The sequence below is a fragment of the Caldovatus aquaticus genome (assembly GCF_019458025.1).
Taxonomy (GTDB): domain Bacteria; phylum Pseudomonadota; class Alphaproteobacteria; order Acetobacterales; family Acetobacteraceae; genus Caldovatus; species Caldovatus aquaticus.
The window spans coordinates 1-22,099 of the sequence record NZ_JAHZUY010000060.1; the positions used below are offsets into that span (position 1 = coordinate 1).

The 22,099-nt window shown below is 75.0% G+C and carries 23 protein-coding genes; 12 read left to right on the forward strand and 11 right to left on the reverse strand.

The features are described from left to right. The 6 genes from K1J50_RS15660 to K1J50_RS15685 all read left to right on the forward strand — a co-directional run. Window positions 1-706, forward strand: a 706-nt coding sequence (locus K1J50_RS15660; protein ID WP_255575350.1) for a 2-oxo acid dehydrogenase subunit E2, incomplete at its 5' end; no start/stop codon positions are given. Between the two features lie 91 nt (window positions 707-797). After that, complete coding sequence (locus K1J50_RS19225) at window positions 798-1,202, forward strand: GNAT family N-acetyltransferase (RefSeq protein ID WP_255575351.1); 405 nt, start codon at window positions 798-800, stop codon at window positions 1,200-1,202. 4 nt (window positions 1,203-1,206) lie between these two features. Continuing rightward, window positions 1,207-2,607, forward strand: coding sequence for a dihydrolipoyl dehydrogenase (gene lpdA / locus K1J50_RS15670; RefSeq protein ID WP_220118701.1), 1,401 nt, complete (start codon window positions 1,207-1,209; stop codon window positions 2,605-2,607). Between the two features lie 7 nt (window positions 2,608-2,614). Beyond that, a complete protein-coding gene (gene lipA / locus K1J50_RS15675; RefSeq protein ID WP_220118702.1) occupies window positions 2,615-3,583 on the forward strand; it encodes a lipoyl synthase in 969 nt (322 codons plus the stop codon). 17 nt (window positions 3,584-3,600) lie between these two features. Beyond that, a complete protein-coding gene (locus K1J50_RS15680; protein ID WP_220118703.1) occupies window positions 3,601-4,083 on the forward strand; it encodes a type II toxin-antitoxin system RatA family toxin in 483 nt (160 codons plus the stop codon). Between the two features lie 153 nt (window positions 4,084-4,236). Then, the gene (locus K1J50_RS15685) at window positions 4,237-4,443 is read left to right on the forward strand and encodes a hypothetical protein (protein WP_220118704.1); all 207 of its coding nucleotides are present in this window, start codon (window positions 4,237-4,239) and stop codon (window positions 4,441-4,443) included. 157 nt (window positions 4,444-4,600) lie between these two features. Here K1J50_RS15685 and K1J50_RS15690 read toward each other — a convergent pair whose 3' ends face one another. Further along, window positions 4,601-5,266 carry a hypothetical protein gene (locus K1J50_RS15690; RefSeq protein ID WP_220118705.1) on the reverse strand — a complete coding sequence of 222 codons (666 nt, stop codon included), beginning with the start codon at window positions 5,264-5,266 and terminating at the stop codon, window positions 4,601-4,603. A gap of 195 nt (window positions 5,267-5,461) precedes the next feature. Here K1J50_RS15690 and K1J50_RS15695 point away from each other — a divergent pair, with 195 nt between their 5' ends. Then, window positions 5,462-6,532: a threonine aldolase family protein gene (locus tag K1J50_RS15695; protein WP_220118706.1), complete on the forward strand. Its 1,071-nt coding sequence runs from the start codon at window positions 5,462-5,464 to the stop codon at window positions 6,530-6,532. 33 nt (window positions 6,533-6,565) lie between these two features. On the opposite strand, the gene K1J50_RS15700 is transcribed toward K1J50_RS15695, so the two are convergent. Genes K1J50_RS15700 through K1J50_RS15720 form a run of 5 tightly spaced genes read right to left on the reverse strand, consistent with a single transcriptional unit; the run spans window position 6,566 to window position 11,188 of the window. Beyond that, window positions 6,566-7,225, reverse strand: a complete 660-nt coding sequence (locus K1J50_RS15700) for an ABC transporter ATP-binding protein (protein WP_220118707.1) — start codon at window positions 7,223-7,225, stop codon at window positions 6,566-6,568. After that, window positions 7,218-7,973, reverse strand: coding sequence for an ABC transporter ATP-binding protein (locus K1J50_RS15705; protein WP_220118708.1), 756 nt, complete (start codon window positions 7,971-7,973; stop codon window positions 7,218-7,220). Before K1J50_RS15705 ends, K1J50_RS15700 begins: the two co-directional genes overlap by 8 nt. Further along, window positions 7,970-8,917, reverse strand: a complete 948-nt coding sequence (locus K1J50_RS15710) for a branched-chain amino acid ABC transporter permease (RefSeq protein ID WP_220118709.1) — start codon at window positions 8,915-8,917, stop codon at window positions 7,970-7,972. The genes K1J50_RS15705 and K1J50_RS15710 overlap by 4 nt, the downstream gene beginning before the upstream one ends. Then, a complete protein-coding gene (locus K1J50_RS15715) occupies window positions 8,917-9,852 on the reverse strand; it encodes a branched-chain amino acid ABC transporter permease (RefSeq protein ID WP_220118710.1) in 936 nt (311 codons plus the stop codon). Before K1J50_RS15715 ends, K1J50_RS15710 begins: the two co-directional genes overlap by 1 nt. A 10-nt stretch (window positions 9,853-9,862) precedes the next feature. Next, window positions 9,863-11,188 carry an ABC transporter substrate-binding protein gene (locus K1J50_RS15720; protein ID WP_220118711.1) on the reverse strand — a complete coding sequence of 442 codons (1,326 nt, stop codon included), beginning with the start codon at window positions 11,186-11,188 and terminating at the stop codon, window positions 9,863-9,865. Window positions 11,189-11,444: 256 nt separating this feature from the next. Between K1J50_RS15720 and pdxY the strand changes: the two genes are divergently transcribed. From pdxY to K1J50_RS15740, 4 genes are all read left to right on the forward strand, one after another. Continuing rightward, window positions 11,445-12,293 (forward strand): pyridoxal kinase PdxY, encoded by an 849-nt coding sequence (gene pdxY, locus K1J50_RS15725; protein WP_220118712.1) that lies wholly within the window; start codon window positions 11,445-11,447, stop codon window positions 12,291-12,293. Between the two features lie 139 nt (window positions 12,294-12,432). Continuing rightward, window positions 12,433-13,425: a TAXI family TRAP transporter solute-binding subunit gene (locus tag K1J50_RS15730; protein ID WP_220118713.1), complete on the forward strand. Its 993-nt coding sequence runs from the start codon at window positions 12,433-12,435 to the stop codon at window positions 13,423-13,425. A 48-nt stretch (window positions 13,426-13,473) separates the two neighbouring features. Continuing rightward, window positions 13,474-15,420: a TRAP transporter permease gene (locus K1J50_RS15735; RefSeq protein WP_220118714.1), complete on the forward strand. Its 1,947-nt coding sequence runs from the start codon at window positions 13,474-13,476 to the stop codon at window positions 15,418-15,420. 11 nt (window positions 15,421-15,431) lie between these two features. Then, window positions 15,432-16,475 carry an amino acid ABC transporter substrate-binding protein gene (locus tag K1J50_RS15740; protein ID WP_220118715.1) on the forward strand — a complete coding sequence of 348 codons (1,044 nt, stop codon included), beginning with the start codon at window positions 15,432-15,434 and terminating at the stop codon, window positions 16,473-16,475. Here K1J50_RS15740 and K1J50_RS15745 read toward each other — a convergent pair. The 5 genes from K1J50_RS15745 to K1J50_RS15765 are packed head-to-tail and all read right to left on the reverse strand — an operon-like array spanning window position 16,468 to window position 20,591. Beyond that, a complete protein-coding gene (locus K1J50_RS15745; RefSeq protein WP_220118716.1) occupies window positions 16,468-17,346 on the reverse strand; it encodes a class I SAM-dependent methyltransferase in 879 nt (292 codons plus the stop codon). The genes K1J50_RS15740 and K1J50_RS15745 overlap by 8 nt on opposite strands. Next, entirely contained in the window at window positions 17,343-18,398 is a 1,056-nt protein-coding gene (locus K1J50_RS15750; RefSeq protein WP_220118717.1) for a glycosyltransferase family 4 protein, read from the reverse strand. Before K1J50_RS15750 ends, K1J50_RS15745 begins: the two co-directional genes overlap by 4 nt. Next, on the reverse strand, window positions 18,395-18,796 hold the full coding sequence (locus K1J50_RS15755) for a 6-pyruvoyl trahydropterin synthase family protein (protein WP_220118718.1): 402 nt from the start codon (window positions 18,794-18,796) through the stop codon (window positions 18,395-18,397). Before K1J50_RS15755 ends, K1J50_RS15750 begins: the two co-directional genes overlap by 4 nt. Further along, window positions 18,784-19,794, reverse strand: coding sequence for a zinc-dependent alcohol dehydrogenase (locus tag K1J50_RS15760; RefSeq protein WP_220118719.1), 1,011 nt, complete (start codon window positions 19,792-19,794; stop codon window positions 18,784-18,786). Before K1J50_RS15760 ends, K1J50_RS15755 begins: the two co-directional genes overlap by 13 nt. Next, on the reverse strand, window positions 19,791-20,591 hold the full coding sequence (locus tag K1J50_RS15765; RefSeq protein WP_220118720.1) for a RibD family protein: 801 nt from the start codon (window positions 20,589-20,591) through the stop codon (window positions 19,791-19,793). Before K1J50_RS15765 ends, K1J50_RS15760 begins: the two co-directional genes overlap by 4 nt. Before the next feature lie 354 nt (window positions 20,592-20,945). Here K1J50_RS15765 and ypfJ point away from each other — a divergent pair, with 354 nt between their 5' ends. Further along, the gene (gene ypfJ, locus K1J50_RS15770) at window positions 20,946-21,983 is read left to right on the forward strand and encodes a KPN_02809 family neutral zinc metallopeptidase (RefSeq protein WP_220118721.1); all 1,038 of its coding nucleotides are present in this window, start codon (window positions 20,946-20,948) and stop codon (window positions 21,981-21,983) included. Window positions 21,984-22,099 lie beyond the last annotated feature (116 nt).

Genomic DNA, 22,099 nt, shown 5'->3' on the forward strand with positions numbered 1-22,099 from the left:
CGCCGTGCCGCACACCGCCGTGCCGCACGGCACGATGCGCAAGGTGATCGCCCGCCGCCTCACGGAGGCCAAGGCGACGATCCCGCACTTCTACGTCGCGATGGACATCGAGCTCGACGCGCTGCTCAAGCTGCGCGCCGACCTCAATGCGCGCGCGCCGAAGGAGGGCGAGCCGGGCGCGTTCCGGCTCTCGGTCAACGACCTCCTCATCAAGGCCGCGGCGGTGACGCTGCGGCGCTTCCCGAACGTCAACGCCTCCTGGACCGAGGACGCCATCATCCAGTACCACGACGTGGACATCTCGGTCGCGGTGGCGATTCCGGACGGGCTGATCACGCCGATCATCCGCAAGGCCGACCAGAAGGGCCTCGCCGCGATCAGCAACGAGATGCGCGACCTCGCCGCGCGGGCGCGGGCGGGCAAGCTGAAGCCCGAGGAGTTCCAGGGCGGCAGCTTCTCGATCTCCAACATGGGCATGTACGGCGTGCGCGACTTCGCCGCGATCATCAACCCGCCGCAAGCGGCCATCCTCGCGGTGGGCGCGGGCGAGCAGCGGCCGGTGGTGAAGGACGGGGCGCTGGCGATCGCCACCGTGATGACCTGCACGCTCTCGGTGGACCACCGGGTGGTGGACGGCGCACTGGCGGCGGAGTGGCTGGCGGCCTTCAAGCGCACGGTGGAGGATCCGCTGAGCCTGATGCTGTGAGCCTCGCCCCGCGCGATGCCGCCCCGGCCGGCGTGCCGGAGGTGCTGCGCCTCCTGCGTGCGCTCGCCGTCCGCGCGCGCAAGCGCGGCCGCTGCGTGGCGGGCGAGGCGGACCCGCACAGGCTGCGGTTCGGGCCGCGTCCCGGCCTCCGCGGGCCGGCCGCCGGGGCGGAGGGGCGCGTCGCCGCCATGGCCCTGCGGCACACCGCGGTCAGCACCTTCACGGCCGCCCCGGCTACCGGATCGGGGACCTCTTGGTCGAGGAGCCGAGGCGCGGCCGGGGCATCGGCCGGGCGCTCCTCGCCCGGCCGGCGCGGCGGCTGCGGGCGGCAGGCGCGCAGGTCCTCCACGGGCGCGTGCGGCGGCGGGACGCGCCGGCCATCGCCTTCTACCGCTGCCTCGGCGCCGGGGACGATGCGGGCGAGTGGCAGGAGATGAGCCTGTCGGGCGACGCCCTGGTGCGCCTGGCGGGCGGGACGGGGACGACGGAGCGATAGAGGCATGGCCGAGCAGAGCTTCGACCTGATCGTGCTGGGCGGCGGCCCGGGCGGCTACGTCGCCGCGATCCGCGCCGCCCAGCTCGGCATGCGGACCGCCCTGGTCGAGCGCGAGCACCTGGGCGGCATCTGCCTCAACTGGGGCTGCATCCCGACCAAGGCGCTGCTGCGCGCGGCCGAGATCAGCCACCTGCTGCACACGCTCGACACCTACGGCTTCGCCGCGGACAACCCCCGCTTCGACTTCGCGAAGGTCATCGCGCGCTCGCGCGCCGTCGCCAGGCAGCTCAGCGACGGCGTGCGATTCCTGATGCGCAAGAACAAGGTCGCGGTGTTCGAAGGCCACGGCCGGCTCGCCGGCAAGGGCCGCGTGGCGGTGACGAGGGACGGCAAGCCGGTGGCGGATCTCGCCGCGCCGCACGTCATCCTCGCCACCGGCGCGCGGGCGCGCGTGCTGCCGGGGGTCGAGCCGGACGGCAAGCTGATCTGGACCTACAAGGAGGCGATGGTGCCGCCGGCGCTGCCGCGGCGGCTGATCGTCATCGGCTCCGGCGCGATCGGGGCCGAGTTCGCCTCCTTCTACCTCGACATGGGCAGCGAGGTGACGCTGATCGAGGTGCTCGACCGCATCCTGCCGGTGGAGGACGCGGAGATCAGCGCCTTCGTCCGCAAGGCGTTCGAGAAGCGGGGGATGAGGGTCCTCACCGGCGCGCGGGTGCAGGGCGTGCGCAAGGGCGCGGACGAGGTCACCGCGATCGTCGAGGCGGACGGCAGGGTGCAGGAGATCGCGGCGGACCGGGTGATCTCCGCGGTCGGCATCGTCGGCAACGTCGAGGACCTCGGCCTCGAGGGCACCGGGGTGAAGGTGGAGCGCACCCATGTCGTGACCGACGCCTGGTGCCGCACCGGCGAGCCGGGGGTCTACGCCATCGGCGACCTGTGCGGCCCGCCCTGGCTCGCGCACAAGGCCTCGCACGAGGGCGTGCTCTGCGTCGAGAAGATCGCCGGGGTCGAGGGCGTGCACCCGCTCGACGTCCGCAACATCCCCGGCTGCACCTACTGCCGCCCGCAGGTCGCCTCGGTCGGCCTGACGGAGGCGGCGGCGAGGGAGGCCGGCCACGAGGTGCGGGTCGGCCGCTTCCCCTTCATCGGCAACGGCAAGGCGATCGCGCTCGGCGAGCCGGAGGGCCTGGTCAAGACGGTGTTCGACGCCCGCACCGGCGAGCTGCTCGGCGCCCACATGGCGGGGCCGGAGGTGACGGAGATGATCCAGGGCTACGCCATCGCCCGCACCCTGGAATCCACCGAGGCCGAGCTGATCGCGACCGTCTTCCCCCACCCGACCATCAGCGAAACCATGCACGAGGCGGTGCTTGATGCCTTCGGCCGGGCGATCCACATCTAGCCCCGCCATGGCCAGGCGCATCGAGATAGACCACCGGACGGCGCTCCGCCACCCGGAGAAGGCCCACCGCCCGGACAACCCGATCCGGCGCAAGCCCGCCTGGATCCGGGTGAAGGCGCCCACGCACCCGGTCTATCACGAGACGCGGGCGCTGATGCGCGAGCAGAGGCTGGTCACGGTGTGCGAGGAGGCGGCCTGCCCGAACATCGGCGAGTGCTGGTCGCAGCGCCACGCCACCATGATGATCATGGGCGACGTCTGCACGCGCGCCTGCAGCTTCTGCAATGTCGCGACCGGCCTGCCGCGCGCGCTCGACCCCGACGAGCCGCGGCGGGTGGGCGAGGCAGTGGCGCGACTCGGCCTGCGTCATGTGGTGGTGACCTCGGTGGACCGCGACGACCTGCCGGACGGCGGCGCCGCGCACTTCGCGCGGACCATCCGCGCCATCCGCGCCGCCGCGCCGGGGACGACGGTGGAGGTGCTGACGCCGGACTTCCTGCGCAAGGACGGCGCGCTGGAGGTGGTGGTCGAGGCGCGGCCGGACGTGTTCAACCACAACCTCGAGACGGTTCCGCGACTCTATCCGACGATCCGCCCCGGGGCGCGCTACTACCACAGCCTGCGGCTGCTCGACCGCGCGAAGCAGCTCGACCCCGCGCTGTTCACCAAGTCCGGGCTGATGGTCGGCTTCGGCGAGTCGCGGACCGAGGTGCTGCAGGTGATGGACGACCTGCGCAGCGCCGGGGTGGACTTCCTCACCATCGGCCAGTACCTGCAGCCGACGGTGAAGCACGCCGCCGTGGACCGCTTCGTCGCGCCGGAGGAGTTCGAGGACTATGCGCGCCTGGCGCGCGCCAAGGGGTTCCTGCTGGTGTCGGCCACGCCGCTCACCCGCTCCTCCTACCATGCCGACCGCGACTTCGCCGCGCTGCGCGCCGCGCGCGAGGCGCAGCTCGCCGCCGCGGCGCGGGCCTGAGCGACACCGGCCGCCGCATGCCGACGCACGCCGAGAGGAGGGTGCTCCGCTACACGCCGGAGCAACTGTTCGACCTGGTGGCGGATGTCCGGCGCTACCCGGAGTTCCTGCCCTGGTGCGTCGGCGCGCGGGTGCTCTCGCGCACCGAAGGGGAGGTGGTCGCGGATCTCACCGTCGGCTTCAAGATGTTCCGCGAGACCTTCCGCAGCCATGTTGCGCTGGAACGGCCGCACATGATCCATGTGCGCTACCTGACGGGCCCGTTCCGCTACCTCAACAACCACTGGAAGTTCACCCCCGTGCCGGAGGGGACGGAGGTGGACTTCTTCGTGGACTTCGAGTTCCATAGCCGCATCCTGCAGGCGGCGATCGGCGTCGTGTTCAACGAGGCCGTGCGGCTCATGGTCCGCGCCTTCGAACGGCGCGCGATGGTGCTCTACGGGCGGCGCCCTTCGGGCGCGCCGGCGCCGGCGCCGGCAACGCCGGCGCCGCTGCCGTGACCGTCGCGGGCCGATGACTGCGGGCGCCCCGATCGGCGCCTGGCCGCGGAGGCGCGAGGCGGGAGACAGGTAAGGATCGGGCTGCTTTCCTCGGATCGGGATCTGGAGACGGTAGTCGTGCGGTGGGAGGAGCAAACGGCGGCCTGGGTCGGGATGGCGACCTCGGCTTTCGGCCCCGCGGAACGCGGCGGGATCTGGGGGGCGGTGGAGGGCGCCTTCGCCGCCATCCCGGCGACGGTCAAGTGGGGCGTGGCGGGACTGCTGGCGCTGCTTCTCGCCGTTCGTCTGGCACGCGGTCTGATCGCGCTCGTCGCGCGCGTGCGCGACCTCCGCGGCTGGATCAGCAGCCAGTTCGACTGATCCTTCGCCCCTCCGGACGGAGGTCCGCCTGCGCCGCCGCGCCGGCAGCTGCGGGCGGTCCGCGGTCGCCGGGCAGAGCGCATGGCCGCTACGGCCCACCGCCATGCCGCGGTGCGCCAGGGGCGGGGCGCGCATCGCGGGGACCGACGTCGTCGTTTCAGACCGATCCCGCAGGGCCGGCGCCGCGATGCCTGCCGTTCGGCAGGTAGGGCCAGAACAGCGCGTGGGCGAGGTAGAAATTCTCGCAGTGGATCGGATCGGGCAGGTAGATGCCGCCGCCCATGCGGATCGCCAGGAAGTGGTCGGCGAGCTTCACGCCGGGGTTCTTCTCGGCGTCCAGGAAGTCGTCCTGGCAGCCATGCTGCAGCCTGGTGATCAGGCGCCGGTTCAGCTCGCGCACCAGGTCGCGCGCCTCCGGGCTCCAGCGGCCGCGCGGCGCGCCCGGCTCGAGCGCGGAGACGAAGATCTTCTGGAAGCCTGCGCCGGTGAAGCGCCAGCAGCTCATCATGTCGTAGTCGGAGACCATGAGCTGGCCGCCATGGCCGAGCACCGTCCCGGTCTCGTTGGTCTTGGCCTTGGTGACCCAGGTCTTGGCGGGGAGCGTGCCGTGGAAGGCGCGGGCGCTGCGCCTCGGGCAGCGGAAGATCATCAGCAGCGCCCGCTCGGCGGTGAAGCGGCGCAGCGCCATGATGTCGCGCGCGTCCATCCCCGTCTCGCGCGAGAGGCGGAGGTCGAGGCCGTCGGCGCCGGCCGCCTTCGCCTCGTACTCCTTGTTGCGCGCGAGGTCGGCGAGCCCCGCGGCGCTGATCCTGAGCCCGGACATGCGGCCTCCCAACGCTGCCCCGCGCGCAGTGTACCGCGGCCGCGCCCGCCGCGCAGCATCGGCGAAGCGGCCGGCCCCGCGGCGCCGGCGGCGGGGCGCCGGCGGCCCCCGGCGGCTGCGGGCCGTCCTGCCGCCCTGGTCGCCGTCGCATTTCGCTGGCACCTTGCGCGCCCGGATTCGCGAGAGGCTCAGCCGATGGTCCACGCCCCCGAACGCCCCGCCCCCGGCGCGCCGCCGGTGCGCATCAACCTCTACTCCGACACCCAGACGCGCCCGACGCCCGCGATGAAGGAGGCGATGATGCGCGCCGAGGTCGGCGACGAGCAGCACGGCGACGACCCGACCGTGAACGCCCTCTGCGACCGCATGGCGGCGCTGACGGGCAAGGAGGCGGCGGTGTTCCTGCCCTCCGGCACGATGTGCAACATCGTCGCCACCCTCACCCACTGCCGCCCCGGGGACGAGATCCTCGCGCACGAGACGGCGCACATCCTGACCAGCGAGGGCGGCGGCCACGCCGCGCTCGGCGGCGTGCAGATCACGCCGCTGCGCGGGCCGCGCGGCATGTTCACGGCGGAGGAGGTGCGCGCCGCGATCCGCCCGCGCCGGCGCCACGCCCCGCCGCAGACGCTGCTCGAGGTGGAGCAGACCTCCAACCTCGGCGGCGGCGCCGTCTGGCCGAAGGCGCAGCTCGACGCGGTCGCGGCGGTGGCGAAGGAGCACGGGCTCGCGACGCACATGGACGGGGCGCGGCTGATGAACGCCTGCGTCGCCTCCGGCATCGCACCGGCGGAGATGGCGGCGGGCTGGGATTCGGTCTGGCTCGACTTCACCAAGGGGCTCGGCGCGCCGCTCGGCGCCGTGCTGTGCGGCACCGCGGAGTTCATCGACGCCGCCTGGCGCTGGAAGCAGCGCCTCGGCGGGGCGATGCGGCAGGCCGGGATCTGCGCCGCGGCCTGCCTCTACGCGCTCGACCACCACGTGGACCGGCTGGCGGAGGACCACGCCAACGCCAAGGCGCTGGCGCGCGGGCTGCGGCAGATCCCGGGCATCGAGGTGGTCGAGCCGGACACCAACCTGGTCTATTTCGATCCCTCCGGCGCCGGGATGGCGGCGGCCGATCTGGCGCGGGCGCTGCGGGCGCGCGGCATCCAGGTCAGCCTGCTGGGGGGGAGGATCCGCGCCTGCACGCATCTCGACGTGACCGCGGCGATGATCGGCGAGACGCTGGAGACGATCCGCGAGATCCTCGCGCGCGGCGCCTGAGGCCCGGGCGCGCCGCGCGGGGGCGCGCGGCGCTCAGCCGGCCGGGGCGATCTCGCCGCGCTCGATGGCGAAGGTCTGCTCGACCAGCGGGCGCAGCAGCTCCGGGTTGCTCTCGGTGATGAGGATCGCGACCTCGGGCAGCGCGTGGTGCAGGCGGTTCAGCGCCTCCGCGTAGCGCAACGCGAGCGCGGGGGCGAGGCCCTGGAACGGCTCGTCCAGCAGCACCGCGCGCGTCCCGACCATCAGCGCGCGGCCGAGCGCGACCATCTTGCCCTGGCCGCCCGAGAGGCCCGCCGCCTTGCGCGGGGCGAGATCGGCGAGCTCCGGCAGCAGCGCGAACACCGCTTCCAGCCGCCGCGCCTGCTCGGCGGCGGGGAGGCCTAGGACCTGCACGGGCAGCAGCAGGTTCTCGCGCACCGTGAAGCTGCCGAACAGGCGCCGCTCCTCCGGCGCGTAGCCGATGCCGTGCCGCGGCCGGTGGTGGGCGGGAAGGCTCGTCTCGTCCTCGCCGGCGATCAGCACGCGGCCGCTGCGGACCGGCAGCAGCCCCATCAGCGTGCGCAGCGTCGTCGTCTTGCCCGCGCCGTTGCGCCCTATCAGCGCGACGCGGCCGCCCGCCGGGACGCGGAGCGACACGTTGCGCAGCACCGTGACGCCGGCGATGTCCACCGTGACGCCCGCGAGCTCAAGCATGGCGCTCGATCCCGATCACCTCGCGCTGCACCGCGGGATCGGAGAGCACCTGGCCCGGGGGGCCGAGCGCGGCGATGCGGCCCTGGCTCCATACCGCCACGCGATCGGCGAAGCGCTCGACCACGTCCATGTCGTGCTCGACGAACACGGCGGTGACGCCCGCCTCGCGCAGCACGCGCACCAGCGTCTCGACGATCGCCATCTTCTCCGCGGCGGCGACGCCCGAGGTCGGCTCGTCCATCAGCAGGAGGCGCGGGTTCAGCGCCACCGCCATCGCGATGTCGGTGAGCTTGCGCGCTCCCTCGTTGAGCGCATCGGCGCGCGCCTCGGCGAGCGCGGCGAGGCCGAACCGGCCCAGGATCTCCATCGCCTCCTCGCGCCAGCGGTGCCGCAGCAGGGGCGCGAGCGGCGACCACAGCCCCTCGCGCGCGGCGATGGCCAGCGCGATGTTCTCCAGCACCGTATGCTCGGTGAAGAGCTGCGGAAGCTGGAAGCTGCGCCCGATCCCGCGCCGGACGATGGCGCGCGGCGCGAGGCCGAGGATCGACTCGCCCTCGTAGGCGATCGTCCCGGCCTGGGGGCGGAGGTAGCCGGTGGTCATGTTGAGGAAGGTGGTCTTGCCCGCGCCGTTCGGGCCGATGATGGCGAGGAACTCGCCGCGCAGCACGTCGAGGTCTATGCCGTCGGCGGCCTTGACGCCGCCGAAGGCGAGGCGGAGGCCGCGGGCCTCGAGCAGCGCGCCGCTCACGCCGCCCTCCCGGCGCGCCGGCCGAGCAGACCGGAGATCACGCCCCACAGCCCGCCGGGGGCGAACAGGATGACGAGCAGCAGCACGGTGCCGAGGATCGCCTGCCAGGCATCGGCGAAGCTCGCCGCCGCATAGACGCGCACCAGCTCGTAGGCGGCGGCGCCGAGGAAGGGGCCGAGCGCGCCGCCGGCGCCGCCCAGGATGGCGATGAACACGAGCTCGCCCGAGGAGGTCCAGTAGGCGAGCAGCGGCGTCACGTGGCGCGTCGTCATCCCGACGATCGCGCCGGCGACGCCGCCCATCACTGCCGAGAGCACGTAGGCCGCGAGCAGCACGCGCCGCGCCGAGACCCCCATGAACTCGAGCCGCGTCTCCCGCGTCTTGATCCCGGCCAGCGCCTGGCCCATCGGCGAGCCGAGATAGGCCCGCACGAACGCGCCGAAGCCGACCGCGAGGACCAGCGCCAGGACCAGCATCGCCCAGACGTAGGTCTCGAGCGTCAGCGCGAAGCCGGCCACGCGCGGCGGCTCCACCCGGATGCCGTCGGTGCCGCGGGTCAGCTCGTAGAGCTTCTCCAGCAGCGAGTATAACACCATGCTGATCGCGAGGTTCAGCATGCCGAAGAAGATGTCGCGGTAGCGCACCACGAACAGTCCGACGACGAGGCCGAGCAGGCCCGCGAGCAGGGCGGCCGCCGGCAGCAGCAGCAGCGCCTCCGGCGCCGCGGGGGCGAGGAAGGCCACCGCGTAGGCGCCGCTGGCGAGGAAGAGCGCGTGGCCGAAGCTCACCTGCCCGGCGCGCAGCAGCAGCAGGATGCCGAGCACCGCGATCCCCTTGGCCAGCGCGATGGTCAGCACGAACTTCAGCCACGGCGCCGCCCAGGCCGCCGCCAGCAGGCCGGCCGCGGCGAGCAGCGCCAGCGTCGCCTCGGTGCCCCGCCGCATCACACCCGCCGCGTCTCGACCACGCCGAACAGTCCCTGCGGCCGCACCAGCAGCACCGCGACCATGATCAGGTAGGGCACCACGACCTCGAACTCCGGCGCCAGATACACCGCCGCCGAGCGGCCGATGCCGATCAGCAGGGCGCTGATCGCCGCGCCCTCGATCTGGCCGAGCCCCGCGGTCGCCACGACGGCGAAGGAGAGGACGATGGTCGCGGCGCCGATGCCCGGGACCAGCGTCGTCGTCGGCGAGGCCAGCGCGCCGCCGAGCGCCGCGAGGCCCGCGCCGAAGGTGAAGGTCAGCAGGAAGACGCGCCGCGCATCGATCCCCATCGCCGTCGCCGCCTCGCGGTCGGTGGTCACGGCGACGATGACGCGGCCGGTGAGCGTGCGGCGCAGGAACCAGGCGAGGCCGGCGAGCGTCGCCAGCGCCACGCCCGGCAGCACGAAGAGCTGATAGGCGGTGAAGGGGACCACGTCCTCCCCGAACGGCACGTCCACCGTGCCGAGCAGCCGCAGCGGCGCGTCGCTGGAGACGGGCTGCACCCCCCAGATCAGCTTCTGCGCGTCCTCGAGGATCATGAACAGCGCGAAGGTGACGAGGAGCTGCAGAACCTGCTCGTGCCCGTAGATGCGCCGGAGCAGCCCCGCCTCGATGACCGGGCCCAGGATGCCGCCGACCAGCGCCGCCGCCAGCACCAGCGCGACGTACCCGGCCCAGGGCGGCAGCCCGCGCGCGGCGAAGAACAGGCCGAGCGAGGCCGCCGTGTAGGCGCCGATGGCGAACAGGCTGCCATGCGCGATGTTGATGATGCGCAGCACGCCGAAGACGAGGTTCAGCCCCACCGCCACCATGAACACCAGCGCCGCGTAGGCCAGGCCGTCGAGCAGCGCGAGGCCGAGCAGCAGCGTGTTCTGTTCCAGCCACCCGGCCATCGGCGCGGCCTCAGCCGGCGATCGGCGCCGGCACCTGCGCCAGCAGGTCCGGCTTGAGCGTCTTCAGCCAGTCCACGCTCTTCTGCCCGACCGGCGTGCTGACCATGGCGGCGGGGAAGACGATCATGTCCTTCGGCACGGCGAAGGGGAAGCGCTCGGTGAAGGTGCTGACGCCGACGATCTGGTCCTCCAGCCCCTGGCCGTCCTCGCGCAGGGTGATGGTCGAGGTGGGGGTGGGGAATTCGAGGCCGCGGAACGCCGCCGCCAGCTCCTGGTCGTTCGGCCAGCCGCCGCCCTTGGCCGCGATCGCCTTGGCGTAGGCGGCCTGCATGGCGGAGATCGCCTGGTACATGTGGTGGCAGGGATAGATCGGGTACTCGTTGAAGCGCCGCCGGTAGTTCTCGACGAAGCGCGCGAGGCGCGCCGGGTCCTTCGGCCGCGGGTGGTTGTTCCAGTGGTCGCCGCGGGTGCCGATGATGTGCCCCGCCGGCATGGTGCGGCCGAGGATCTGCATCGAGGCCTCGGCCACCGGCAGCACGAAGGTGGAGCGCTCGAACAGCCGCCGCTCCGCGGCCTGGCGGACCAGGGTGACCAGGTCGCCGCCCCAGAAGGTGGAGAAGATCACGTCCGGACGCGCGGCGAGCAGGCGCGTGATCTCGGTGGAGAAGTCGGGCGCGCCGAGGCGGGGGAAGAGCTCGGCGACGACGCGCACGCCGGGCTTCAGCGCGTCCATCGCCGTCTTCCAGATCTCCCACGAATCGCGGCCCCAGGCGTAGTCCTGGTTGATCACCGCGAGGGTGCGGAAGTCGGGCTTGGTCTTGAGCAGGTAGAGCAGCGGCGCCAGCACCTCCGGCGTGGCGTAGCCCTGGGTGCGGAAGGCGAAGGGATGGCGCCCCTCCTCGAAGATCCGCTGCGTGCCGCAGTCCCAGAGGATGGTGGTCTTGCGCAGCTCGTCCGACAGCGGCGTGCAGGCGAGGCAGGAGCCCGACGAGATCGAGGCGAACATCACCTGCACGCCCTCGTTCTGCACCAGGCGGCGGAACTCGCCCACCAGGTGGTCGGTGCCGGGCGCCTCGTCCACGAACAGGGCGCGCACGGGCACGCCGCCGATCCCGCCCGCCTGGTTGATCTCGTCGAACAGCATCTCGGCCGTCTGCTTCGCAGGCACGCCGAACACGCTGGCCGGGCCGGAGAGGAAGGTGGTGATGCCGACCTTCAGTTCGGCCGGCTTCTGCGCCTGGGCGCGGCCGCTGCCCGGCCAGAGCAGGCTGCCGGAGACGGCGCCGGCCGCGACCGCCAGCGCGCTGCGGCGAGTGAGCGGAGTCGGGGTGCTCATGCTAGGCATCTCCTCCGTGCGTCTCCCTTGCGCCCGTGCGTCTCCCTTGCGCCCGCTGCGGGGCAGGGCGGCGCTGGTCCGCGCCGGCAAGATGCCGGGCCGCACCGGCGGCGTGAAGGGGGCATACGCTGGCGCGGCGCGGATTGACCCGCCCCGGGGCGGCGCCTAGCGTCGGCGCCCCTCGGGGCGCTGGGGGGCGCGGGGGGCGCGGGCGGCGGCGCCGCCGCGCCGGCGCGATCCCCCGGCGGAGTCGCGGATGAACATCCTCTCCATCCAGTCCTGGGTGGCCTACGGCCATGTCGGCAACGCCGCGGCGATGTTCCCGCTGCAGCGCCTCGGCGCCGAGGTCTGGGCGGTCAACACGGTGCAGTTCTCCAACCACACCGGCTACGGGAGCTGGCGCGGCGAGGTGTTCAGCGCCGCCCTGGTGCGCGACTGCGTGCTCGGGATCGAGCAGTGCGGGGCGCTGGCGCGCTGCGATGCCGTGCTTTCGGGCTACCTGGGCGAGGCGGCGATCGGCGGTGCGATCCTCGAGGCGGTGGCGCGCACCCGGGCGGCGAACCCGCGCGCGGCCTATTGCTGCGATCCGGTGATCGGCGACGTCGGGCGCGGCGTGTTCGTCCGCCCGGGCGTGCCCGAGTTCCTGCGCGACCGGGCGTTGCCGGCGGCCGACCTCGCCACGCCCAACCAGTTCGAGCTGGAATGGCTGACCGGCCGGGCGGCGCGTGCGCTCGCCGAGGCCAAGGCCGCGGTCGCCGCGCTCCAGGCCCGCGGCCCGCGCTGCGTCCTGGTCACCAGCCTGCAGCTCGAGGACACGCCGGCCGAGGCGGTCGATCTCCTCGCTGCCGAGGGCGGGGCGTTCTGGCGCCTGCGCACGCCGCGCCTGCCGCTCGCGGTCAACGGCGCGGGCGATGCGATCGCGGCGCTGTTCCTGCTGCACCGGCTGCGGGCGGGGGCGGCGCGGCCGGCGCTGTCCGCCGCCGCCTCCTCGGTCTTCGGCCTGCTGCGGCGCACCGCGGAGGCCGGGGCGCGCGAGCTCCTGCTGGTCGAGGCCCAGGAGGAGTTCGTCCGGCCGTCGCGCCTGTTCGCCGCCGAGCCCTGCTAGCGCCGATCGCGGCCGGCCGCCGGAGCGGGGGAGCGCGCACCGGCCCCGGCCGCCCGCGGCGCGGGGCGAGGAGCCGATTGCCCGCCGCCGCCGGCCCCTCCATCATCGCCGCGACCGCAGAGCAGGAGGCTCCACGACCATGGCCCTCATCACCACGCGCCGCGCGGCGCTGGGCGGCGCCGCGCTCGCCCTGCCCTTCCTGCGCCCGGCCCGGGCGCAGCAGACGCTCGAGTGGGTGGCGGGCTCGCTCGGCGGCGGCTGGTACACCATGGCGGTCGGCCTCTCGGCGCTGATCCGCGAGGAGAACCCGGACCTGCAGATCCGCGTCGTCCCCGGCGGCGGGGTGGCCAACGCGACCCGCGTCAACAACGGGCAGTCGCCGATCGGCTGGGGGATCGACGCCTTCGCCGCCTCCGCGGCGCGCGGCGAGGAGCCCTACAGCCAGCGCCACGACAAGCTGCGCAGCCTCGGCACCGGCTACTCGCCGACCGAGCACCACTTCCTGCGCCGCCCCGACGGCGGGCCGGAGGACATGAAGGCGATCCTCACCCTGCGCGGCCTGCGGATCGCCGCGCCGCAGCGCTCCTCGACCGACGAGATGACGCTGCAGCGCATCCTGCGCTTCCTCGGCACCAGCCCGGAGCGCATCCGCGCCGAGGGCGGGCGCTATCTCACCGGATCCTACAACGACATCGGCGCCGCCTATGGCGACGGGCAGGTGGACTACCTCTACGCCGCCCTCGCCCGCCCCGCCGCGCTGTTCACCGAGATCGCGCAGGGGCGGCGCGGCGGCCGCCTGGTGGCGTTCCCCGAGGACGTGCGCCGGCACCTGAGCGAGCGCTACGCCTACGCCCAGGGCGTCATCCCCGCCGGCACCTATCCCGCGCTGCAGTCGGGCGACGTGCCGGTGACGGCGATGGACAGCGTCATCATGGTGCACGAGTCGCTGCCCGAGGAGATCGCCTACCGCATCACCCGCACGCTGATCCGCAACAGGGGCCAGCGCCTGGCCGCGATCCACGCCAGCATGGGCGCCTGGAACCCGGCGACCTCGTGGCGCTACGAGGGGCTGCCGCTGCATCCGGGCGCCGCGAAGGCGTTCCGCGAGGCGGGGGTGATGCCGGCGGGCTGACGGCGGGGGAGGGGCCGCCGCGGCGCGGCGGGCGGGAACGGCGCCGCGATGCGCGCGCTGGACGGCTGGCTGCGGGGGGTCGCCACCCTCTGGGCGGCGGCCGGCGCGGCCGTGCACCTCTATTTCGGCGGCTTCGGCTTCCCCGAACCGATCTGGACCCGCGGCTTCCACCTCACGGTGTTCGTGCCGCTGGTCTTCCTCTGCTGGCCCGCCTTCCCCGGCCGCTCCCCGGCGCATCGGCCGAGCCTGTTCGACTGGCTCTGGGCGCTCGCCGCGGCGCTGCCGCACGCCTGGGTGATGGGGAACTGGGCCGCCGTCTCCGACCGCATGGAGTACGTGGACCCGTTCGGGCCGGAGATGATGGTCCTCGGCCTCCTCGCCATCGTGACGCTGCTCGAGGCGACGCGGCGCGCGGTGGAGGCGGGGATGATGTGGATGATCGTGGCGAGCCTCGCCTACATGGTCCTCGGCCACCGCATCCCGGGGCTGTTCAACAGCCGCCCCTTCACCGCGGCCGAGATCGTCGAGGCCGCCTGGCTGGTGCCGACCGCGGGCGGGATCTACGGCCCGCTCACCGGCATCGTCGCCACCGTCATCGCGGTGTTCATCATCTTCGGCGCCTTCATGCAGGGCAGCGGCACGGGGCGGCTGTTCCACAACCTCGGCGCGGCGGCGGCCGGGCGCTACGCCGGCGGGCCGGCGAAGGTCGCGGTCGTCACCTCCGGCCTGTTCGGGACCATGAGCGGCTCCTCCGTCTCCAACGTCATCACCACCGGCTCCATGACCATCCCGCTGATGCTGCGGATCGGCTACCGGCCGGCGGTGGCGGCGGGGATCGAGTCCGCCGCCTCGGTCGGGGGGGCGCTGATGCCGCCGGTGATGGGCGCGGCCGCCTTCGTGATGGCCGAGATCACCGGCATCCCCTACGGCGACATCGTCGTCGCCGCCGCGCTCGGCGCGGTGCTCTACTACTTCGCCATCCTCGTCGCGGTGCATTTCGAGGCGCGGCGGGCCGGCATCGCGCCGATGGCGCCCGGGGACATCCCGGCCTGGCGCGAGGTGCTGGCGGATGCGCACCTCGTGCTGCCGATCGCCGTGCTGGTGTGGCTGATGATGGAGCGCTGGAGCGGCAACTTCGCCGCCTTCTGGGCCACCCTGGCGATGGTCGCCGTCGCCGCGGCGAGGCGCCGCACGCGGATGGGATGGCGCGAGGTGGTCGGGAGCCTCGCGCACGCCGGCTTCACCATGGCGCCGCTCGCGGTCGCCATCGCCGGCGCCGGGATCGTCGTCTCGGCGCTGACCGCGACCGGGCTGGTGGTGGCGTTCGGCGGCATCATCAAGCAGCTTTCGGGCGGCAGCTTCCCGCTGCTGCTCGCGCTGCTGGCGCTGACGGTGCTGGTCCTCGGCATGGGCATCCCCACCACGCCCTCCTACATCATCGCCGCGGCGATCGGCGTGCCGCAGATCCTCGAGCTCGGCGGCCAGGCGCTCGGCCTGACGCAGCAGGAGCTGCTGCTGCCGGCGCACCTCTTCCTCTTCTATTTCGCCGTCCTGGCCGACGCCTCGCCGCCCGTGGCTGCGGCGGCCTTCGCGGCGGCGGCGATCGCCAAGGCGAGCCCGCTGGCGGCGAGCCTGCACGCCACCCGCTTCGGGATCGCCGGCTTCGCCGTGGGCTTCGCCTTCCTCTACGATCCCGGGATCATGCTGCGCGGCGGCCCGGCCGAGGCCCTTCTCGCCTTCGCCATCCTGGCCGCGGCGCTCACGGCGCTCACGGCGTCCTACGCGGGGTTCCTCATCGCGCCGCTCGGCCCCCTGCCGCGGCTGCTGCTGGCCGCGGCCGGGCTGGCCGGGGCGTTCCACCACGGCCTGCCGGATTCCGTGCGCCTCGCGGGGGCGGCCGGGACGCTGGCGCTGGTCGCCGCCGTCCAGGCCGTGGCGGCGAGGCCGCGGGCCGGCGCACGGCCCGGCGCGCGTCACGACGGCGGAAACCAGTAGGGAGGTTCGCGATGCGAAGGGCTCTTCGATCCTTCTTCCTCGGCACGCTCGGCGCCCTCGCTGCGGCGCTGGCGGCGCCGGCCCAGGCGCAGCCGCAGCCGGCCGGGCCGACGCTCGCGGCGGTGCGCGCGCGCGGCGTGCTCACCTGCGGCGCGCATCCCGGCGCGCCGGGCTTCTCGCTGCCGGACAGCCAGGGCGTCTATCGCGGGCTCGACGCCGATACCTGCCGCGCCATCGCCGCCGCCGTGCTCGGCGACGCGAGCAAGGTGCGCTGGGTGGTGCTCACCAGCCAGCAGCGGCTGCCGGCGCTGCAGTCGGGCCAGGTGGACGTGCTGCCGCGCACCACCACCTGGACGCAGGTGCGCGACACGGCGAACGGCCTCAACTTCACCGCGGTGACCTTCTACGACGGCCAGGGCTTCCTGGTCCGCCGCTCGGCCAACGTGCGGCGCGCGCGCGAACTCGACGGCGCGACCATCTGCGTCACCTCGGGCACCACCAACGAGCTCAACCTCGCCGACTGGGCGCGCTCGAACGGCCTCCGCATCAGCCCGGTGGTGTTCGACGACAACAACGAGACCCGCCGGGCCTACGAGAGCGGGCGCTGCGACGCCTTCACCACCGACGCGAGCCAGCTCGCCGGCATCCGCAGCGCGCTGCCGAACCCGGCCGAGCACGTCGTGCTGCCCGACATCATCAGCAAGGAGCCGCTGGCGCCCGCGGTGCGGCACGGCGACGACCAGTGGTTCGACATCGTGCGCTGGACCATCTTCGCCCTGATCGAGGCGGAGGAGCTCGGCGTCACGCAGGCCAACGTGGACGAGATGCTGAACAGCCAGAACCCGGCGATCCGCCGGCTGCTCGGCCAGGCCGGCGACCACGGGCCGCTGATGGGCCTAGACCGGCGCTGGGCCTACAACGCGATCAAGGCGGTCGGCAACTACGGCGAGATCTTCGAGCGCAACCTCGGGCGCGACACGCCGATCGGCCTCGCGCGCGGCCTCAACGACCTCTGGACGCGCGGCGGGCTGATGTACGCGATGCCGATCAGATAGCGCCGGGCGGCAGGGCGAGCAGGTCGCGGTGCGGGACGCGCACCGCGAGCCGGCCCGCCTCCGCGAGCCGCAGGCGCGCCGCCAGCCACTCCGAGATGCGCGGCGCCGCGCGCCGTTCCTGCGCCATCGCCGCCCGGGCATGGCCGAGCGCCAGCGCCTCCGCCATCGCGCGCTCGCGCGGGGCGACCACCCAGTCGCTCGGCGCGGCGTGCACCGTGTAGCCGTGCGCCGCGAAGGCGGCCCGCAGCGCCGCCGCCGCGTCCGGGCCGAGCGCCGCCCCGCCGAGCCCCTTGTCGCGCCCCTGGTCGCGCCGGAAGCCGCGCGCCACCAGCGCGTCCGCCGGGTGCGGCGGGGCGAAGCGCGCCCGCCCGCTGACGGTGAGCGCGGCGTAGAAGGGCAGGCGGCGGGCGGCGCAGGCCGCGGCGACGCGCCCGATCCAGTCGCGCGACGCGAGGTCGCAGAGCGCGCTGCACACCACCGCGTCCGCCGCGCCGAGCGGCAGGTTCTCCGGCGCCGCGGCGAGGTCGGCGACCAGCCCCTCCACCCGCCATGCCCCGTGCGGCGCGTGCACGAGCAGCGTCCGCCGGCCCGGCCAGGTCGCGCGCCAGCCGATCCCCTCCGCGCGCTCGGCGATGGTCGCGAAGGCGCGCTCGATCAGCGCGGCGTCGGCGTCCACCAGGGTCCAGGCCTGGGCGCGGCCGAGGAAGTGCCCGAGCCAGCGCGTCAGCGCCCCGGTCCCGGCGCCGAGGTCGAGCAGGCGCGGCCGCGCCGGCAGGGCGCGCGCGAGCCGCGCGGCGAGGGCGGCGTCGCGCGCCCGCGCGTCGAAGGGCTCGCGCAGCGCGAGCCAGTCGGCGTCGAAGCCCTCGCTCATCCCGCCTCGCGCTCCGCGGCGAGCAGCGCGTCGGCGAAGGCGCCGGCGCGGTCCTCCCAGCGCGGCAGGCGCTGGCCCGCCTGCCAGGCGGCCTCCGCCATCGCCGCGCGCAGCCTCTCGTCGAAGATCACGCGGCGCAGCGCCCGCGAGAAGGCCGCGTGGTCGCCCGGCGCGGAGCGCACCCCGGCCTCGACCGGCACCACCTCGCCGATCGCGCCGCCGGTGGTGATGGCGCAGGGCAGCCCGCGCGCGAGCGCCTCCGCCGCCGCCATGCCGTAGCCTTCCCAGCGCGTCGCCAGCGCGAACAGGTCGGCCCGCGCGTAGAGCGCCGCCAGCGCCTCCGCGTCCACCTCGCCCGCGAAGGTGACGCGGGCGGCGATGCCGAGCTCCTCGGCCAGGGCGCGCAGGCCGCGCGCATGCGTCGGGTCGCGCCCCTCGCCGCCTGCGATGGTGAGCGTCCAGTCGAGGTCGGTCAGGCGGCCGAGCGCGCGCAGCAGCACGTCGTGCCCCTTGCGCGGCACCAGCGCGCCCACCGAGAGGATGGCGCAGCCCGGCCCGCCGGAGCCCTGCGCGCGCGGCGCGGGGTCGGTGCCGGGCTCGACGACGGAGAGGCGCGCCGGATCGGCGCCGAACTCCTCCGCCAGCCGGGCGGCGACCGGCCGCGAGACCGCGACGATGCGCGCCAGCGCGGGAAGCAGCGCGCGCTCGCGCGCCTTCAGCGCCGCCCGGTCCGCCTCGGCAAAGCCCGTCTCGAGCGCCGTCGGGTGGTGGATCAGGGCCACCGCGCGCCGGCGCGCGAGCTCCTCGCGCAGCGGCAGGAAGGCGGGCAGGCCGAGGCCGTCTATGACCACCCGCGTGCCCTCGCCGAGCCGCGCCAGCGCCGCGCGCGCCGCCTCCTCGGCCGCCGCGTCCGGCAGGGGATGGCGGCCCGCGAGCGCCACCACCTCCACCGCGTGGCCGCGGGCGCAGAGGCCCGCGACGATGCGCCGGTCGTAGATGTAGCCCCCGGAGATCGCGTCGAACGGACCGGGGACGAGCAGCGCGATCCTCATGCGACGGGCCCCTCGTAGGCCGCCCAGGCGAGCGGGCTCTCGCGCAGCAGGACCTTGAGCGCGGTCACGCGCCGCCCGGATTCGCCGAGCCGCCCCTCGCGCAGCGCGGCGCAGAGCCGCCCGTGGATGTGGAAGGCGAGATATTCGGTCGTCGTGTTCTTCCCGGCGAAGGCGGGTTCGGCGTCGAGGTTGCGGTAGTCGAGCGCGTCGAGGACGCGGCGCAGCTCGGCCCGCGCCGCGGCGATGTCCACCAGCAGGTGCAGGTGGTCGAGCGCCGGGGCGCGGAACTCCGCCTCCACCACGAAGGTGGCGCCGTGCAGGCGCTGGGCCGGGCCGAACTCGGCGCCGCGGAAGCTGTGCGCGATCATGATGTGGTCGGCGACGGTCACGCTGAACATGCGCCGGGACGATCCCCTTCGTAGATGACGACCGGGCAGAGCGGCGCCGGGCGGCCCGGCGCGCCGGGTGCGAGCAGCCGGTCCATCGCGCCCGGCAGCTCGGCGAAGGGCACGAAGGGGCCGAGCAGCGCGTCGAGCCGGCTGTCCTCGCCGAGCAGCGCCAGCGCCAGGGCCAGCCGCTCCGCGGCCGTCCGCCGCGCGCGCATCGGCGCCGCCACCGCGCCGACCTGGCTCGAGAGCAGCGCCAGGCGCCGGGCATGGAACGCCTCGCCGAGCGGCAGGGCGACGTCGCGGTCGCCGAACCAGCTCGCCTCGACGATGCGCGCCTCGAAGGCGGCGTGGCGCAGCGCCTGGCGCAGGCCCTCCTCGGTCGCCGAGGCGTGGATGACGAGGTCGCACGCGCGCGGCGCCTCCTCCGGGCGGACGAAGCGGAGGCCGAGCCGCGCCGCGGCCGCGCCGCGGCTCTCGTCCGGGTCGCAGACCGCGAGGTCGAGCCCCGGGATGCGCGCGAGCAGGGCGGCGCAGAGCAGGCCCACCACGCCGGCGCCGATCACCAGGGCGCGCTCGCCGACGCGCGGCCCGGCGTCCCACAGCACGTTGACCGCGGTCTCCATGTTGGCGGCGAGCACCGCGCGGTGGTCCGGCACGGAATCCGGCACGGGCCGGCAGAGCGCGGCGGGAACGACGAAGCGGTCCTGGTGCGGGTGCAGGCAGAAGACGCGCCGGCCGAGCAGGGGCTCCGGCCCCGCCTCGACGATGCCGACCGCGGCGTAGCCGTACTTCACCGGGAACGGGAACGCGCCCTCCTGCAGCGGCGCGCGCATCGCGGCGTGCTGGCTCGCCGGCACGCGGCCCTGCCAGACCAGCCGCTCCGTGCCGCGCGAGATGCCGCTCGCCACGGTGCGCACCAGCGCCTCGCCGGGGCCGGGAGGGCGCAGGCGCTCCTCGCGGATCTCGCCCCGGCCGGCGGCGACGGTCCAGAACGCGGCGGCCTTCACCCGGCCCTCTCCCCGGGACGGGCGCGGTCGAGCGCGATGTCGAACAGCACGTCCCCCTCTTCCAGCGGGAAGACGCGCCAGGCGAAGCGCAGCCCGTCGGCGATCCTTGCCACCTCCGGCAGGGTGAAGGCCGGGATGCCGGAGCCGAGCAGCACCGGAGCCACCGTGACGTGCAGCCGGTCGAGGCAGCCCGCGGCGAGGAAGCGCGAGACGGTGACGCCGCCCCCCTCGACGAACAGCCGCGTCAGGCCGCGCGCGGCGAGCGCGCGCAGGAGCGCGGGGATGTCGAGCCCGCCGCCGCGCGGCGCGCGGGGCAGGCGCAGCACCTCGGCCGCGCCCACCGTCTCCGGTCCCGGCGCGTCCTCGGCGCAGGCCAGCAGCGTCGGCGGCCCGCCGTCGCGGAACACGCGATGCTGCGGGGAGAGGCGGCGCTCCGTGTCGAGCACGACGCGCACCGGGTCCTCGCCCGGCACCCCGCGCGTCGTCAGGCGCGGGTCGTCCTGCCGCACCGTGCCGGCGCCGACGATCACCGCATGGCAGAGCGCGCGCAGGCGATGGGTGTGGAGGATGTCGCCGCGCCCGCCGATCCATTGCGAGGAGCCGCTGGCGGTCGCGATCCGTCCGTCGAGCGTCTGGACGAGGCGGCCGATGACGCGGCAGCCGTCGGGTGCCGTCGGCGGCGCCAGCACCGGCGCGAACAGCGCGGTGAGGGCGCCGGCGGGCAGCGACGCGAGATCGCCGCCGCCGCGCAGGCGGCGCAGCGCGTCCCAGGCGGCGTCGGTCGCGGGGCTTGCCATGGCGGGCGCACCATGCCGCAGGACAGGCGCGCGCGCCAGCGCGGGCGCGGCGGTGCGGCGCCTCCCCGCTCCCGGCGCCATGCCGCCCGGCTTTCCCGGCGAGACCCGCGCGGCGGCTGACGCCGGAGGCGCGCGCCGCGCCGGCGGCCCGCATCCGCGGCCGCGACGCCAGGCCCGGAGCCGCGTTGCGCCGCCTGCCGCACGCGAGGGACCGCCGCTTCCGGTGCCACCGCGCGGGCCTGGCGGCACGCCCGGCATCGTGCCGCCGGGGCGGCGCGAGGCGCTCCTCGTGCAAGGCCGCATCCGGGGCCGCCGCGCCCGCGCCCCGACGTTGCTGCGCCGGAGGGTCCCGGCATGCGGCTCGGCGGCGAACGCGAGAGCGCCAACGTCGAGGACCGGCGCGGGATCGGCATCCGCGGCGGCGGACTCGCCGTCGGCGGCGGCCTCGGCACGGTGGTGCTGATCGTGCTCGCGCTGCTGTTCGGCGTGGACCCCGGCGTGATCCTCTCCGGCGGCGGATCGCCGGAGGTCGATCGGCCCGCGGTCGCCGGCGGCCGCGCGGCGCCCGGAGAGCGCGCGGAGGACGACGAGGCGCGGCGCCTCGTCGCGCGCGTGCTGGCCTCCACGGAGGACACCTGGGGCAGCGCCTTCGCGCAGGCAGGCCGCCGCTACGAGGATCCGACGCTGGTCCTGTTCTCCGGCGCCACCCAGACGGGCTGCGGCTTCGCCCAGGCGACGGTCGGGCCGTTCTACTGCCCGCCCGACCGCAGGCCGTACCTCGACCTCGACTTCCTCGCCGACATGCAGCGCCGGCTCGGCGCCACGGGCGACTTCGCCACCGCCTACGTCATCGCGCACGAGGTCGGGCATCACGTGCAGAACCTGCTCGGCGTCCTGCCGCGGGTGGATGCGCTGCGCCGGCAGGTGCCGGAGGGGCAGGCGAACGCGCTCTCGGTGCGGATCGAGCTGCAGGCCGACTGCCTCGCCGGCGTCTGGGCGCGCCGGGCTGACGCGGCGCGGCCCCTCCTCGAGCGCGGCGACGTCGAGGAGGGGCTGAACGCCGCCGCGGCGGTCGGCGACGACCGGCTGCAGCGCGCCGGCCGCGGCCAGGTGGTGCCGGAGAGCTTCACCCACGGCAGCTCGGCCCAGCGCGTGGCCTGGTTCCGGCGCGGGCTGGAGCGCGGCGAGATCGGCGCCTGCGACACCTTCGCCGGGGGACCGCCGCCCTGGCGCGGGTCGCGGACGGCGGGAAACGACCGGGAACGCGAATCCGCTCGACAGACGACGAGCCGAACCGTCGCCGCGGGGACAGCCGGGCGGAAACGGCTCCGGGGCGCGCGGCGATCCGGTCCGGCCCGCTGGGCAACGGGGCGCGCGCCGCCTAGGTCCTGAACCCAAACTGCTGGACGCGACGGGCTGGGATCTGATTCAAGTTCCCTGCTGGACGGGAGCTTGGCATGTCGCGGTTCGATCTGAGTGAGGCGGAATGGCGGATCATCGAGCCTCTG

Bases quoted from the DNA above. Each gene is read 5' to 3' on its own strand.
- lpdA (WP_220118701.1), top strand. From the start codon at position 1,207: ATGGCCGAGCAGAGCTTCGACCTGATCGTGCTGGGCGGCGGCCCGGGC.
- lipA (WP_220118702.1), top strand. From the start codon at position 2,615: ATGGCCAGGCGCATCGAGATAGACCACCGGACGGCGCTCCGCCACCCG.
- K1J50_RS15680 (WP_220118703.1), top strand. From the start codon at position 3,601: ATGCCGACGCACGCCGAGAGGAGGGTGCTCCGCTACACGCCGGAGCAA.
- K1J50_RS15685 (WP_220118704.1), top strand. From the start codon at position 4,237: ATGGCGACCTCGGCTTTCGGCCCCGCGGAACGCGGCGGGATCTGGGGG.
- K1J50_RS15690 (WP_220118705.1), bottom strand. From the start codon at position 5,266: ATGTCCGGGCTCAGGATCAGCGCCGCGGGGCTCGCCGACCTCGCGCGC.
- K1J50_RS15695 (WP_220118706.1), top strand. From the start codon at position 5,462: ATGGTCCACGCCCCCGAACGCCCCGCCCCCGGCGCGCCGCCGGTGCGC.
- K1J50_RS15700 (WP_220118707.1), bottom strand. From the start codon at position 7,225: ATGCTTGAGCTCGCGGGCGTCACGGTGGACATCGCCGGCGTCACGGTG.
- K1J50_RS15710 (WP_220118709.1), bottom strand. From the start codon at position 8,917: ATGCGGCGGGGCACCGAGGCGACGCTGGCGCTGCTCGCCGCGGCCGGC.
- K1J50_RS15715 (WP_220118710.1), bottom strand. From the start codon at position 9,852: ATGGCCGGGTGGCTGGAACAGAACACGCTGCTGCTCGGCCTCGCGCTG.
- K1J50_RS15720 (WP_220118711.1), bottom strand. From the start codon at position 11,188: ATGAGCACCCCGACTCCGCTCACTCGCCGCAGCGCGCTGGCGGTCGCG.
- pdxY (WP_220118712.1), top strand. From the start codon at position 11,445: ATGAACATCCTCTCCATCCAGTCCTGGGTGGCCTACGGCCATGTCGGC.
- K1J50_RS15730 (WP_220118713.1), top strand. From the start codon at position 12,433: ATGGCCCTCATCACCACGCGCCGCGCGGCGCTGGGCGGCGCCGCGCTC.
- K1J50_RS15735 (WP_220118714.1), top strand. From the start codon at position 13,474: ATGCGCGCGCTGGACGGCTGGCTGCGGGGGGTCGCCACCCTCTGGGCG.
- K1J50_RS15740 (WP_220118715.1), top strand. From the start codon at position 15,432: ATGCGAAGGGCTCTTCGATCCTTCTTCCTCGGCACGCTCGGCGCCCTC.
- K1J50_RS15745 (WP_220118716.1), bottom strand. From the start codon at position 17,346: ATGAGCGAGGGCTTCGACGCCGACTGGCTCGCGCTGCGCGAGCCCTTC.
- K1J50_RS15750 (WP_220118717.1), bottom strand. From the start codon at position 18,398: ATGAGGATCGCGCTGCTCGTCCCCGGTCCGTTCGACGCGATCTCCGGG.
- K1J50_RS15755 (WP_220118718.1), bottom strand. From the start codon at position 18,796: ATGTTCAGCGTGACCGTCGCCGACCACATCATGATCGCGCACAGCTTC.
- K1J50_RS15765 (WP_220118720.1), bottom strand. From the start codon at position 20,591: ATGGCAAGCCCCGCGACCGACGCCGCCTGGGACGCGCTGCGCCGCCTG.
- ypfJ (WP_220118721.1), top strand. From the start codon at position 20,946: ATGCGGCTCGGCGGCGAACGCGAGAGCGCCAACGTCGAGGACCGGCGC.